Here is a 14,093-nt window from a genome sequence, read left to right on the forward strand (position 1 = left end):
CCCGGGACCGTAGCTCCGGATCGCTCCATCTCGCCGTGCGGACGCCGTCCCTATCCTGCGGGTTCGTCGAGCAGTTCCTGGAAGAGCGGCGAGCGAGGGTTGAGCTCGACGGCGCGGCGTAGGCTTCGCTCCGCCGCGGCCAGCTGCCCGAGCTTGGTCTCCAGCCGAGCGGCGACCAGCCACAACCGCCAGTTCCGACCGTCGCGCTCGATTGCCTCCTCGATCCACATTCGCGCCGCGGAGAGCGCTCCTCCCTGCTCGCTCACGAGCGCGAGCTGCAGGTAGGGCGTTGCCGCCCACGGTTGGATGTCGCGGGCCGCTTTCGCGGCCCCGACTGCTTTCTCGAGATCCAGCGCGCGGGCGGCCCTCTGACTCCTCGCGACCTCGCGGTTCGCGAGCAGGGGAATCGCCTGAGCGCAGATCAGCCCCCAGGCGACAGCGAGCGATGCGACGCCGAACCCGAACCCCGGTCTCCACGTCCGAGGCTGCGGACGGTCGGAGGTCGCGATGCGCGGCTGAGCCAGACGCTCGGTCGCTGGGCCTGTGATCAGCGCGAGTGAAGCGAAGCCCACCACGCTCACCGCAGTGAGCTCCCACATCCACTCGAAGCCGAGGGCAACGCCGTACGCCGTGAAGACGGCAGTGACAGACGCAGTGGTGAGCCCGGCTTCTCCGGGCACCCGCCAGGACCGCCGCCCTCCCGTCGCGACGCCGACGACGACAACCGCCGCGATCAGAACGAGACCGAGGACTCCGAGCTCCCCGAGAGCCTCCAGGTACAGGGAATGCGCGTCCCGCACGAAGTACGAGAACGACGCGTGCTGCGACCACCAGCTCGCGTACGAGCCGGCCCCGTCGCCGACGAGCCAGTTGGCGTTCCACTGGTCGAGCGCCGCGGACCAGAACTGCCAGCGTCCACTTCCGTTCCCGCTCAGCAGGTGCGCCTGCACGAAGCCCCCGTCTCCTGATGCCGCTACCTGGCCGGGCAGTGCCTTGAAGTGCCGGAAGCGCTCGATCGGATCGGAGACGACGACCCAGATCGCCGTCAGGAGGAGGGCGGCGAGGACAACGACCCGTCCGGCCCACGCCGGCAGTCGCACTCGACCCTCGAACGAGCTCACGCCAAGCCCGTAGAGCGAGCTCGTCGCCACGCAGCTGAGCCCGATCAGAAGCGCTGCGCTCCTGCCCTGGCGCTCGACGAGGTCGGTTCCCAGCGGGCCGTTCACGAGCTCGTCGCGATCGAGCAGCAGGGCGACAGCGGCTGCAGCGCCGAGCAGAGACGCCCCGAGGGCGGCCGTCGCGGCCCAGCGCCGTTCTGTGAGGGCGATGAACACCAGGCTCCCGACGATCACGGTCACCACGCCGCCGCGCGACGAGGTGAGGTAGACGGTGGTCGCGATCACCGGCATCGGTGCCAGCGCCAGCCCCCGCAGGAGGGGGTTTCGAGCGACGAGCGCGAGCCGCAGGAGAAGCGGTACGCCGAGTGCGACGAAGATCGCAAGCCCGTTCCAGTAGCCGAGGGGAAAGCTCAGCCGGGTGACGGCCCCGGGGAGGAAGGTGGGAAGGTCGCCCTCGGGGAAAGAGCCGGGGAAGAGCCGGCTCGTGATCGCGATCGCCGCGACCGCGGCGATCGCCACGGCGAGCCCGTCCGCCCACCGACCGAGAGTGCTGCGACGGGAGCCGAGCGCGACGAGGGTGAACGTGCCCAGGTACAGGGTGACCCGGTTGAACTCGTCGAACGTCGCCTCCGCGTCCGCGGTCCAGAAGAGGGACGCGAGCGTCCAGAGAGCGAGCGCTGCGACCAGGGCGCCGACGACGAGCGACACACGTGGGATGGGATCCCTCGGCATGAGACCGAAGACGAGACCGACGATGAGACCCCACCAGACGACGATCGCGAGCGCGCTCCGGCTCGCGAGGCCATAGCTTCCGTTGTCGTACGCGACCCACAGAACGGCCGCCGCGACCAGCCCCGTGACGAGGGTGCCGGGACCAAGTCTCGAGAGCCCGGACACGAGGGGTACGCTATCGGGTGGTGTCGCGCGCCCTCTCGCAGAGCAGGCCACGAAGCGGGCGGAGCACCTCGTTGGTCGCACTCGTGGCCGCATCCGTCGCCGCTGCAACCGCTGCGGGTGACGCCCGGGCGCAAGCGGCACCCTCTCCGTCCTCCTCGGCGGTCAGCCAGTACACCGAGCTGGTCCCGACGGGAGGCGGCCCGAAGGCACCGGGTGTCGAGGAGACCGAGCTCGCCGCCCTCACCCCGACGGCGCGGCGTGCACTCGAAGGCACGCCTGCCGCAACGGCAAAGGCGCTCGCCACCATCGCCACGTCGTCGGACTACGGGGCACCGAAGACGACCCTGGATCCCGACGTGGTGGCGGCCGGCGGTTCCTCGACCGTCACGGGAGCGTCGCTCGACCGCACGTTCCAGGCTGCGGCGAGCGCTGCGTCGCCGGTCGGCGATGCGTACATGATCGGTCTACTGCTCTCTCTCGTCGTCGTCACCGCCGGTGGTGCGGCGCTCGCGGTTCGGTCACGCGGCGCCGACGCCCGCGCCTAGGAGCGCGGCGGACCTCATCCGACTTCGTCGACGACCGCGTCGACCACACGTTCCGCGTTTCGGCCGTCCACCGGCCCGACCACCTTGGCGGTCACCGCCCGCCGCTCCGCCGCGAGTTCGGCCGGCGCCTCCAAGCAGCGCTCGATGCCGGCCACGACCTCCTCGAACGACCGCGCCTCGTGGAACGCGCCCGAGATGGCGACGTCACGGTAGTGCTCTCCGATCACGCTCTTCGCAGCCCAGGTCTCGCCGGCAGGGGCGCCCTCGTCGTAGAGGACGCACACCGACGGCCGATCGTTCGCGAGTGCGTCGAGCAGCACCGTTCCCGCGTTCGAGACGACGGCATCGGCGTGCTGGAGGAGGGTCGCGAGCACGTCGATGTCGGTATGGCTGGGCATCTGCACGGCCGCGCCCCGGCGGTCGAGCGCGGACGCGAACCGCTCACGCCACTCGCCGTCCCGGGGATGGGGCCGGAACAGGAGCGAGAAGCGCTGCGCGGCGCCGGTCTTCTCCCACCAGTCGACGAGACGCTCGAAGAACCGGCCCTCGTAAGGCATGTTCGTCGGCGTGTTGCCCATCACCATCACGAGAGGCAGACCCGGGTCGAGCCCGTAGCGGCGCAGGACGTCCTCGAACGCCCGCCGTGGACGCCGGGCATGGAACACGTCTGCCTGCGGCCAGCCGGTCACGACGACCCGGTCGGCGTCGACGTCGTGGTAGCGCACGAGGTCGTCGCGCATCCGCTCGTTCTGGACCACGTACCGCGCGAGCCCGTTCCAGATCACGCCCTTCCCGACGGTGTGGTCCCAGCTCGCCACGTAGCCCACGGTTCGGAGTCCGAGCCTCCGGCCGAGCACGATGAACGGCGTCGCCGACTGCATCTGCAGGTTCGAGAGGACGACGTCCGGCCGCTCGGCCTCGAGGCGCCTCCGCAAGGCGCTCGCCACATGTCGCCGCGGGGAGAAGTGCCAGCGACGCATCGCCTGCTCGACACGTGGGCGCACCGGGAGCGGCCCGACGCGGTCCGAGTCGAGCAGCTGGTTCCGGTGCCCCGGGAGCATCCGTTCCCCGTGGAAGCCGTGACGCAGGTTGAGGCGGATCGCGAGCGGGAAGTACCCGATCCGCTCGTCGAGCCACCGATCGGCTCGACGCGCCACGCGCTCGGGAGGCGGCACTGCGTCGGGAAAGAGGTCGTCGACGTGGAACGTGTGAACGCCGTCGGGCACGCGCTTCGACCACGCGTCTGCCTCGGGCCGGCCGAACGTGAGGGCGACCCGCAGCCGTCCACCGAGGTGCTCTGCGAGCCCCTCGACGATCCCGCAGTCGAAGAAGGTCCTCGCCGTGAGGGGGTCGGCGACGACGACCCAGACGGGCCTCGCGGTCGTCACGCGCCTGCGCGACCCGGCAGCGCGAGCGCCACGCGGTCGGCAAGCGAGGCGCCGTCGAGCCCGTGGTGGCGCAACGCCTCGGCCGGCGTCCCGCACGCCGGCCACCCCTCGACCCCGGCGACGTCGAGCGCCGGGGGCTCGGGTAGCCCCGCCAACCCGCGCCGGAGGGTGTCTCCGAGGGCGCCGACCGGGGCGTGATCCTCGACGACGAGCACCTCCCGCACCCCGCCGAACGTGTCCGCGAGCCACCCGGGATCGACCCGATCGAGCCACGGCATCGCGACGACCGCCGTCTCGATCCTGCGCTCCGCGAGCAGCTCGGCGGCGGTGAGCGCCTCGTGGAGCATCACTGGCCCATAGGAGACGAGCATCGCGTCGTCGCCTTCCCGCAGCGTCGAGCCCACACCGGGGGCCAGCCCGTGCCCGGCAGGCAGCTCGATGCGGCGGGGCGACGGGCCGATCGCCAGCCGGATCGCCACGCTCTCGGTCGCCTCGAGCACCGCCCACTCGACGACCGCGCGGGTCTCCTCCGCGTTGCACGGGTGGACGACGGTGACTCCGGGGATCGCCGCCATCAGCGACGCGTCGCGCAGGCTCTGGTGGGATTTCCCCGGCCCTGCGGGGACGAGCCCCGCGTAGTGCATCGCATAGACGACCTTGGTTCGCTCGCTCGCCTGGTTGTAGACCTGCTCGTTCGCACGGGACGCGAGGAAGCTCGCGAACGAGTTCACGACCGGGACGAGCCCGTGACGTGCCATCCCCGCGGCCATCGAGACCATGTCCTGCTCCGCGATGCCGTTCTCCACGAAGCGGTCGGGCTCCGCGAGCTCGAAGGCGCGGACACGGCAGTCGGAGGCAAGGTCGGCGTCGAGCACGACGAGCCGTGGCTCGCGCGCTGCGAGCTCCAGCAGCGCTTCCCCGTACGCGGCCGCGACGTACTCCCCGGTCACCCGGGGACGCGGCTTCGGCGCGCCGGCGCCGCTCTCGGGCTCCCCCTGGAGGCTCGTCCCGGCCGCTTCCTCCAACGGAGGAACGAGCTCGGTGACGACCGTCTCGATGCCGGCCGTCTCGGCATGCGCTCGAATGCCTTCCTCGAGCTCCGCGGCGGCTCTCTCGAACGTCTCGTCGTCGGGAGCCCCGGCGTGCCAGCGGTACGTTCCCCCACCGTCGCGGAGCGCAGTCGGGTGCTCCATGAACGAGACGCCCTTTCCCTTGACCGTCTGCGCGATCAGGACGCCGGGGGTGCCGTCGTCCTCCTCCCACAGGTCCCGAAACGCGCTTCGCAGGGCGGCGTGGTCGTGGCCGTCGCACGTCACGACGCGGCAGCCGAACGAGCCGAGCTTCGCCTGGAGGCTCTCGAGCGCGAGGATCTCCTCCGTCGGGCGGTCTGACTGGAGCTCGTTGCGGTCGACGACGACGAGGAGCCGTCCGACGCGCTGGTGCGAGGCCGCCTGGAGCGCTTCCCAGTTCTGGCCCTCCTGCAGCTCGCCGTCTCCCGTCATCACGACCACGCGACCGTCGCGACCCAGGTGGCGCTTGGCCCACGCGATTCCGCGGGCCTTCGAGATCCCCATCCCGAGCGAGCCGGAGTTCGCCTCGATCCCGGGCACGCCGACGTCCGGATGGCCGTCGAGCCCGCCGAGCCGACGCATCCCCAGCAAACGGTCCGTCGGGATCACGCCGAGCGCGTTGAGCGCCGCGTAGAGCCCGGGCACGTCGTGGCCCTTCGAGGAGAAGAAGACGTCCCGGTCGGGCGAGTCGAAGCCGACTGCGACCACGTTCAGCTCCTCCCAGAGGAGGTGCACCACGACGTCGAGCGAGCTGAACGTCGAGCCGAGATGACCGGAGCCCGCGCGCTTGACCGCTGTCAGCGCGTTGAACCGGCACATGTCGGCGAGCATCGCGAGCCGAGCATCGGGCTCGAGGCTCGCGGCGACACGTGCGAACTCGCCCGGAGGGATCAGCGCCGGCCTTGGCACGGCGTGATTGTAGGGACGACCGCCGCGCATCCCGGCCGCCTCGTCAGCCGCGGCGCGCCTCGAGCAGCGCCGCCAGGTCACTCGCGGGGCGCAGGTCGAGGAGTCGCGCGCGGTGGCGCTCGAGGTCAGGGTATGCGAGCCGCTCGATCTCGGGCAACGCGAGCTCGAGCGGCGCTCTGGTGGCACCGCGGGTGACGATCCCCACCCCCTGGTCGCAGTCGAGCACGCTGACTCGGAGATCGGGGTGCGTCCGGAGCCGCACGATGGCCTTGAAGACGTCGCCGTTCCATTCCCCGACGTATCCCTCCATCTCGCCGGCCTGTGCGAGAGTCGGAGCAGCAGCCGCCGCGCTGGACGGACTGCAGTCGTGCACGATGACCACACCTCCTGCTCGCAGCACTGAGAGCGCGTGGACGACGTCCCGGTACGCCTGCTCGTACGTGTGCAGGCCGTCGACGAAGACGACATCGAACGGAGCCAGGCGGCGAGCAGGCCCGTCGAAGAAGGCATCGCTCGTCGTGCGGAAGTAGAGCGTGCCCGTGGTCGCCCACAGCGCCGAGCGCAGGCGCGGGCCGAGCGGTGGGCGGAACGCGAAGCGCGGGTCGACCGCGACCTTCGTCGTCGCGTCGATCGCGTCGAAACACTCCCCGTCCTTCACTCCGATCTCGAGGTACCTCGCGTTTTCCACCCCGGCCAGCGCAGTGCGGACGACGTCGATCCGGTTCATGCGCGAGCCTGTCTGGGCGCGAGCAGGGCCACGAGCGCGGCGGCGATCCACACCGGGACGAAGGGCAGTTGGAACTCGCTTTGCGGCGCCTGCGAAAGCGCATGTACGAGCAGGACGAGCGCCGCCATCCCTCCGAGGATCAGCACCGGGGCAGAGCCGCGCGGACGCCGGATGGCGAGCGCGACGACGGCCACCGCGATCCAGAGGATGGGTCGCGGCCAGCGCTCGCTCGCCGTCCCGCCCTTGCTTGCGAGCGAAGCGTTCGAGTCGCGCGTGGGCAGTTGCGCGTTCCAGTCGCGGATCCTGTCGACCAGCTCCTCGTAGCGCTTCGCCTCGCCTGCGTCGCCGAGCGCCGCGAGCGGGTCCGGCACCACGCACCGTTCGATGTCGTCCGTCGGGCACCAGACGAAGCCGTAGCGAAGGGCCTCGAGGAGCGGGGACACCGTGATCGGGGCGGGGAACGGCTTGCCGTCGATCGTCAGCTCCGTCGGATGCCCGGGGATCGGGACGGGCCGCTCGCGGGGCTCCGGCGCGTAGCGCTGCGAGAGGAAGTCCCAGAACGTGTCGGCGACGCCGCGGACGTACCACCAGGGGTCGGCGCCGATCGCCTCGAGCGAGGCGTCGAAGAGCACGTCGTAGTCGGTGTCCCAGCCGAAGACCTCGTCGGAGAGGGCGATCATGCGGATCACCTCGAGGTTCCCCAGGCCGTGGAAGTACGTCTCGACCGTCACGCCCCGGGTCGCGTACGGCGGCAGGGGGAGCACCTCGCGCTCGACAGCGTCGGCGAGCCGCCGCGACGCGTCGCCGTTTGCCGCATCGACGGCGCGTCCGACGCGGAAGAACGGGACCCATGCCTTGCTCCCGCGCGCGACCGTGAAGTCGTCGTAGCGCACGGCGTTGTGAACCGCCCACGCCCCGAGTGGGACGGCGGCTGCGGTCAGCGCTACGGCCATGCCCGCCAGGATGCTTCTCCCGCCACGCCGCGCCACGAGGGGCACGAGCACGCACGCGAGGACAGCGACCTGCGAGGCGGGTCGGCACAGGGTCAGCAGCGCGACCCCCACGCCGACGGCTGCCAGCCATGACGTCGCCCCGGTCTTCCACGCACGGACGACCGCCCCCGCCCACCAGGCCAGGAGGAACGCGAAGACCGGGTCGCTCGACACCTCGTGGAAGAGACCCGCGTACGTCGGCGTGACGAGCAGGACGAGAGCCGTGGCGAGGGCGACCCGGCGTGAGATCGGAACGACGGCCCACGCCCAGCCCAGGATCGAGAGGGCGTACAGGACCGCGAAGACCCCCTCCGTCAGACGGGCTCCCCCGACCCACATGGGGATGCCCGTGACGAGCGGAGCGACGGGTGTCCGGAAGACCTGGAGGGCGGAGAAGGGCGGATCCCTGTCCCCGAGCTGGAGGAACGCGAGCCAGTAGTCCCACGAGTCGCGCCCCCGCTGGAGCGGCCAGGCCAGCGCCTGGAGCGCGTAGCTCGCAAGCGCGACGAGAACGAGCAGTCCGGCCCCTCGCGACGAGACCAGGCGCTCTGTCAGGCGCGACGTCACGGGGCGGGACGGTACCCAGCGGGTCGGCTCCTCGTTAGCCTCCGCGCATGCGCAGGACCGCGACGGGGCGCGACCTCGCACTGCTCACGGCCGCCGCGCTCGCACTCCTCGTCCTCACCGCGCTGTTCACCTGGTCGCGCGCCGACGACGCGTCGTCGTGGGACGTTCCCCTGTACCAGTCGTTCGGCGACCGCATGGCCGACGGTGCCGTCCCCTACCGCGACTTCCGGATCGAGTACCCACCCGGGTCGCTGCCCGCGTTCCTCCTGCCGTCCCTCTTTGCGCCGAACGCCGACCCCGTGTACGAGCCCGAGCTGAACGACGCGGCGAGGGGCTACGCGCGCGGGTTCGCGACCCTGATGGCCGCGCTCCTCGCGGCGACGGTCGTCCTCACCACGCTGTCGCTCGCCGCGCTCCGGGCCTCGATCGGCCACGCGGTGGCCGCGCTCGGGCTCGTCGCTGCCACGCCGTTGCTGCTCGGTGAGCTCGCGCTGACGCGCTTCGACGCCCTGCCTGTGGCGCTCACGGCTGCCTGCGTCGCAGCGCTCCTTCACGGCCGATCACGCCTCGCCGCGCTCGCGCTCGGTCTTGCGGTCGCGGCCAAGCTCTATCCGCTGCTCCTGCTGCCACTCGTCGCGATCTACGTGCACCGGCGCCGGGGAGGTCGCGAAGCGATGCTCTCGATCGCCATCACCGCCGCCGCGTTCGCGGTCGTCGTGCTGCCGTTCATCGCACTTGCTCCGGGCGAGGCGTGGTTCTCGATCCGCGCCCAGCTGACGCGCGGCGTGCAGGTCGAGAGCATCCCGGGGAGCGTCGTGGTCGCCCTCGGCGTCGCCGCGGACAAGGTCGGGCTCGGCGCGCTCGGCGTCGGCGTCGACGAGGGCGGGACGGGGGACGTGCGGAGTGCGGACGTCACCGGCGCTCTCGGCCAGGTCGCAGGCACGCTCGGCGGTCTCGCGGCCATCGCCATCGTCCTCGCTCTGTGGCTCGCGGCGCGGCGGCGACCCGAGGCGTCGTCTGCGAGGCTCGTGCGGGATTGCGCCGCGGTGATCGCGGCGCAGCTCGCGCTGGGCCGCGTGCTCTCGCCGCAGTTCGTCCTCTGGCTCGTGCCGCTGGTGCCGCTGGTGGCGGGCAGGCGAGGACGCGTGGCGACGGCGCTCCTGGCGGCCGCGCTGGTCGCGACGCAGCACTGGTTCCCCGACCTCTACCGGGACTACGTGAACGAGCGCGGATCCGCCGAGACGGCCTACCTGCTCGCGCGGAACGCACTGCTGCTCGCCGTCCTCGCCGTGCTCGCGGCGCCCGCGATCCGGCCGTTCCGGTCGCCGAGCAGGCCGACCGCGGCGAAGAGGATGAACGCGGGAGCGACGGGAACCGCGTAGGCGGGCTCCGCCCACACCGTCATGACCGTCGCGAGCAGCATCACCAACGCGCCGGCGACCGGAGCGGCCGTCGCCCACCAGTGGCGCGGACGGCGTACCGAGACTCCGATGATGCCGGCGAGGAGCCAGAGCCAGAGCGGCGGGTAGAGCTTCGACGAGCGATCCATCTGCAGACCGAGCCACGGACTCCACCAACGGTCGGGGAACGCGGCGTAGAGGCTCGCGACGCGGCGGTCGTTCTCCATCCAGCGCTGCCTCTTGGCAGGATCGTCGAACACGATGTGATGCTCGGTTGGTGAGGTCCAGACCTCGCGGATCGACCCGTCGGGGGTCGAGATCTGGGCGTTCTGGTGCTCGGAGGGGATCGGCTCACCCTCGGTCGGGGTGGGCAGCTCGCTGCTGCGGGGCGCGGCCGGTGCGCTCGGAGGTAGTGCCGCCGTGGCGTCCGACGCGGCAGCGACACGCCCGGCGAAGAGCGGCTTGGAGAGCTCCTTCACGAAGTCCTCGAGCACGCTGCGGGCGTATGTCCCCGGGTGCCTCCGAACCGCCTCACGGGCCGCGCGACCGAGCACCTCGTAGTCGGAGTCCCAGCCCCAGACGCGATCGGAGAGGCTGATCAGGTCCTCGTGCTCTCTCGGGCTCCCTCGCGAGAAGAACGTCGCGAGGTCGATCCCGTACGAGCGGTACGGCTCCTCCGTGAGGAGGTTGCGCTGCACGGCCGCTGCAAGCTCGCGTGACCCGGGACCGTTGTCCGGATGGACGATGTGGTCGACGATGAAGGCCCGGAACAGCGGTAGGTTCGCCTGCGCGCCCCGCGTGACAGCGAGGTCGTCGTAGCGCCACAGGTTCGTCGCCGCCCACGAGCCGAGCAGGGCGACGGCGACCCCTGCGAACGCGAGCGTCCGGCCGAGCCGCACCCGCCACGAGCCGGCCAGGAGGAGCGGCAGGATGGCGACGACGAGGAACGCCTGGTTCGCGGGACGGGTCAGCGCGATGAGAGCAGTCGCGGCGCCCGCGGCGGCGAACCGCCATGCCGACGGGAAGAGGGCTGCGCGAACCGTCAGCGCCGTCCACACGGAGAAGCCGGCTGCGAGCGCGATCTCGCTGGCCAGCTCGTGGAAGACGATCCCGTAACCGGGGTAGAGGACGAGCGCGACGCCGACGAGGACCGCAGGCCCGCGACCGAAGAGGAGCGCCGTTCGTGCATAGAGGAGGATCGAACCGGCGAACAGAAGCGCCCCGAAGACCTCCACCAGGAACGGGCTGCCGAGATCGAGGAGACCGCCGATCACGAGCGGCGTCACCGGAGTCCGCGAGAGCATCTCCCAGGGGAACACCGCGTCCGCATGCCAGAAGTCGACGTAGACGCCGAGGTAGGACTCGAGGTCCCGTCCCGGCGCGGTCGGCCAGCCGAGGCTCTGGATCACGTAGACGACGAGCGAGGCCGCGACGAGGATCGCGGCGCCCTGGCGCGAGCCTGCCAGCTCCGTCGCCCGGCTCCAGATCCTGCGCGGCCAGCGCCTCACGGCCGCCCCTCGACGACGCGCAGCGGGCCCTGTACCCGCCAGAGGCGAAGACCGACGACCGTCCCCTCGGCCTCGACGTCTCCGGCGAGCTCGAGCTCGCGCGGCGCAACGATCCAGTCGGCGTCGACCTCCCCCGCGTCCGTGACGACGACTCCGCCCCCGGCGATCCGCACCGCATCAGAGGCAAGCGTCGGGGCGTAGCCCCCTGCGAGGTCGTAGGCGGTGCCGATGGACTTGTTGAAGAACTCGGTGAGGCGCAGCGCGTCGCGTGTCTCCACCGAGACGCTTCCGGCCAGCACGCCCACCGGTTCGTCCTCGGGCACAGCCCGGTCGACCCACGCCGTGGTGGCTGCACTCATGGGCGCGAACGTGACGTTGCGTGCCGCCTCGATGCGGAGGTCCCACGCGAAGCCGGCGTCGAGGGCGAACACGAGGCCGACCGGCACCAGCACGAGCCAGCGGCGACGTCGGGCGAGGAGGAGGACGAGCGCCACTGCGAGGAGCCCGGCGACGAGCAGCCACCACCGCCGTGGCTCGGAGAGGCCGGCGAGCTCGGCGACCTGCGACGGCAACCCCGCTGCGATCGCGTCGAACCGCCGGCCACCGTCGTCGTTCAAGAGGTACGTCGGGAGCGTGGCGAGTGGCGCGATCACGAGCAACGCCCCGAGCGCCAGCCCGGCGGGCCGAACCGGCACGCGGCGCTCCGCCCAGACCGCCGTCGAGACGAGCCAGAGCGGGACGACGTAGAAGAGGTAGCGGTCGTGGAGGAAGCCGACTCCGAACTCCGTGCTCGAGAACGCCCCCACCACGAGGAGCAGGACCACGTTGACGCAGACGAAGAGCGGGACGAACGCCGCAGCCGGCCTGACGCCCTGTCGCCCTTCCCGGATCAGAGCGGCGAGGACGGCCGGAGCGACGACGAGCGGCACGAGCGCGAGGTAGAGGCCCAGGCCCGCGATTGCTCGCCACGTCCAGCGACCGACGTCGCCCAGGTCATACGAGCGCCACAGGTCGCCGTAGCCGGCCAGCGGGTTCCCGAGTGCGGCGCGCACGGCGAGCGCGACCATGCCGCCGCCCAGGATCACCAGGAGGGGCCAGAACGCGATGAGATCGTCGCGGGACGGCAGTCGAAGCCCACGGGACAGAAGCCCCCTCAGCAGGAGCGCCGCGGCGAACGCGAGGCCGAGCGATGCGAGCTGAAGCCTGACCCCGGCCGCGAGCGCCAACGCGGCGAGCGCGAGGACCTGCGCCGCGACCGTCGGCCGCTCGAGGCAGCGCGCGAAGGCGAGAAGCGCCAGCATGCACGCGACGTAGGCTGCGCCCTCGGTCATGACGAAGCCGGTGTAGAGCGCGGAGGGAATCGCGACGGAGAGCGCCGCGCACGCGACGCTCCAACCAGGAGGCAGCAGCCGCCGGGCGAGCAGGAACACGGGCAGCGCGGCGAGAGCGAAGAGCACCGCGTTCAGAAAGCGCGCCCACCGGTACGCGTCGAGGTCGTCCGCCGTCAGGAGGTGGACCGGCGCCAGCAACAGCGGGTAGACCGGCCCGAACCCGTAGTCGCTCTCGCGGACTCGGAGCCCGTCGCCCGCCGCGAGCGAGCGCGACGCGTCCCAGTGGATCAGCTCGTCGCCGAAGACCGTGGGGACGTCGAGCTGCTGTCCGAGGGTGCCCCACAGGACGACGGCCGCGAGGATCGTCCCACCGAGCGTGAGCGCTGCGGCGACCCGGGGGCTCACGCCGCGGCGGCGCCGCCGCGCTGGGGACGAACGACGTCGGCGACGTCCGAGTCGTCCCCGAGCTCGTCCGTCTTCCGGCAAAGGAGGAGGACTTCGTCCGACTCGGGTCGATAGTCCGTGAAGACCGTCACGTCCCGCCAGCCGGTCCACGCCAGCTCGATACGCAGCGCGTCGAACGTCGGCACCATCTTCGCCTTTCCCGTACCGGGCTGCCAGCGGACGCGCAAGGCGGAGTCGGGGCGTGGGTCGGTGGTCGTCTCGAGCACCATCTCCCCCCCGAGACGGGTGACGCGGTTCAGCATCCCGAGCAGCTCCAGGTGGAAGGCGCTGTGGTACAGCACGCCGAGGAAGAAGACGAGGTCGAACGGCCCGTGCTGGCGGAGCGCATCGGCACGACGTAGGTCGCCGAACACCCAGGCGTGCGGCGCGCGGAGGTCGGCCTCCCACCGCTCGTGGAGGTGCCTGTCCTCCTCGAAGTCCGAGAACGCGAGGAAGGACGGACGGAGGTGCTCGTCGATCCAGCGCGTATGGATACCGTATTTCGGGCCGACCTCCAGCACCCGCAGACCCGTCCATTCGCGGCCGGCTGCGACGTCGGCGAGGCCTTTCGGGGTGAGCGTGAGGTCGACGTCCTCGACCGAGACCGTCGAACCCCGCTTGTCTCGGATCGGCCGCTCATCGCGCGTCAGCGTCGTCTTGGCGTCCAGCTGCTCGCGGTAGTCGTACATCGGCACGTAGCTCGCGAGCTTCAGCCGCTCGGCGCTCCAGTCGACGGCACGCCTGCCCGTGCGCCAGCCGAGCGCCCGTACGGACGCCGGGATCCTCACCTCTCGACCCTCGTGACGCGCCACGACCGCCGGAATCTACTGGACGGGGTCGGAGCCGCCTCGAGGTCATGTCGCACTTCGAGCACGCCCGTCCGATCCTGCGCCGGGACGATGCCGATAATGCCTCCGTGGAGCGTCCGGAGGTCTCGGTCGTCATTCCCTGCCTGAACGAGGAGGACGCGGTCGGCGCCGTCGTCGACCAGGCGCGGGAAGGGATCCGCCGCTCCGGTCGGCCCGGCGAGGTGATCGTCGTCGACAACGCGTCCACCGACCGCTCGGCCGAGGTTGCCGCGGAGCATGGGGCGACGGTGGTGCGCGAGGAGCGGCCCGGGTACGGCAGCGCCTACCTGGCCGGCCTCGCGGTCGCACAGGGGGCGTTCATCGTGATGGGCGACGCCGACGAGACCTA

10 protein-coding genes are annotated in these 14,093 nt (G+C 71.6%); 3 read left to right on the forward strand and 7 right to left on the reverse strand.

Going from position 1 to position 14,093, the window contains the following annotated elements:
* Positions 1 to 50: 50 nt before the first annotated feature.
* Complete coding sequence (locus VFO26_RS03035) at positions 51 to 2,015, reverse strand: O-antigen ligase family protein (protein WP_325113405.1); 1,965 nt, start codon at positions 2,013 to 2,015, stop codon at positions 51 to 53.
* A 71-nt stretch (positions 2,016 to 2,086) separates the two neighbouring features.
* On the opposite strand from VFO26_RS03035, the gene VFO26_RS03040 reads away from it, so the two are divergent.
* The gene (locus VFO26_RS03040) at positions 2,087 to 2,560 is read left to right on the forward strand and encodes a hypothetical protein (RefSeq protein ID WP_325113406.1); all 474 of its coding nucleotides are present in this window, start codon (positions 2,087 to 2,089) and stop codon (positions 2,558 to 2,560) included.
* Positions 2,561 to 2,574: 14 nt separating this feature from the next.
* Here the strand turns inward: VFO26_RS03040 and VFO26_RS03045 are convergent, their stop codons facing one another.
* Genes VFO26_RS03045 through VFO26_RS03060 form a run of 4 tightly spaced genes read right to left on the reverse strand, consistent with a single transcriptional unit; the run spans position 2,575 to position 8,213 of the window.
* Positions 2,575 to 3,948, reverse strand: a complete 1,374-nt coding sequence (locus tag VFO26_RS03045) for a CDP-glycerol glycerophosphotransferase family protein (RefSeq protein WP_325113407.1) — start codon at positions 3,946 to 3,948, stop codon at positions 2,575 to 2,577.
* Positions 3,945 to 5,927: a transketolase C-terminal domain-containing protein gene (locus VFO26_RS03050; RefSeq protein ID WP_325113408.1), complete on the reverse strand. Its 1,983-nt coding sequence runs from the start codon at positions 5,925 to 5,927 to the stop codon at positions 3,945 to 3,947. Before VFO26_RS03050 ends, VFO26_RS03045 begins: the two co-directional genes overlap by 4 nt.
* 43 nt (positions 5,928 to 5,970) lie before the next feature.
* On the reverse strand, positions 5,971 to 6,654 hold the full coding sequence (locus tag VFO26_RS03055) for a class I SAM-dependent methyltransferase (protein ID WP_325113409.1): 684 nt from the start codon (positions 6,652 to 6,654) through the stop codon (positions 5,971 to 5,973).
* Positions 6,651 to 8,213 (reverse strand): glycosyltransferase family 39 protein, encoded by a 1,563-nt coding sequence (locus VFO26_RS03060; protein ID WP_325113410.1) that lies wholly within the window; start codon positions 8,211 to 8,213, stop codon positions 6,651 to 6,653. Before VFO26_RS03060 ends, VFO26_RS03055 begins: the two co-directional genes overlap by 4 nt.
* Before the next feature lie 47 nt (positions 8,214 to 8,260).
* Between VFO26_RS03060 and VFO26_RS03065 the strand changes: the two genes are divergently transcribed.
* Positions 8,261 to 9,595, forward strand: a complete 1,335-nt coding sequence (locus tag VFO26_RS03065) for a glycosyltransferase 87 family protein (protein WP_325113411.1) — start codon at positions 8,261 to 8,263, stop codon at positions 9,593 to 9,595.
* 1,522 nt (positions 9,596 to 11,117) lie between these two features.
* Here the strand turns inward: VFO26_RS03065 and VFO26_RS03070 are convergent.
* Together VFO26_RS03070 and VFO26_RS03075 are read right to left on the reverse strand one after the other, a co-directional pair.
* Positions 11,118 to 12,857, reverse strand: a complete 1,740-nt coding sequence (locus tag VFO26_RS03070; RefSeq protein ID WP_325113412.1) for a hypothetical protein — start codon at positions 12,855 to 12,857, stop codon at positions 11,118 to 11,120.
* Complete coding sequence (locus VFO26_RS03075; RefSeq protein WP_325113413.1) at positions 12,854 to 13,684, reverse strand: methyltransferase domain-containing protein; 831 nt, start codon at positions 13,682 to 13,684, stop codon at positions 12,854 to 12,856. Before VFO26_RS03075 ends, VFO26_RS03070 begins: the two co-directional genes overlap by 4 nt.
* Before the next feature lie 128 nt (positions 13,685 to 13,812).
* On the opposite strand from VFO26_RS03075, the gene VFO26_RS03080 reads away from it, so the two are divergent.
* The coding region (locus tag VFO26_RS03080) for a glycosyltransferase family 2 protein (RefSeq protein WP_325113414.1) at positions 13,813 to 14,093 on the forward strand (281 nt) is incomplete at its 3' end.

The organism is Gaiella sp. (assembly GCF_035710885.1).
Classification (GTDB): domain Bacteria; phylum Actinomycetota; class Thermoleophilia; order Gaiellales; family Gaiellaceae; genus Gaiella.

Excerpts from the sequence above, each read along its gene's own strand:
- VFO26_RS03055 (WP_325113409.1), bottom strand. The coding sequence starts at position 6,654 with ATGAACCGGATCGACGTCGTCCGCACTGCGCTGGCCGGGGTGGAAAAC.
- VFO26_RS03065 (WP_325113411.1), top strand. The coding sequence starts at position 8,261 with ATGCGCAGGACCGCGACGGGGCGCGACCTCGCACTGCTCACGGCCGCC.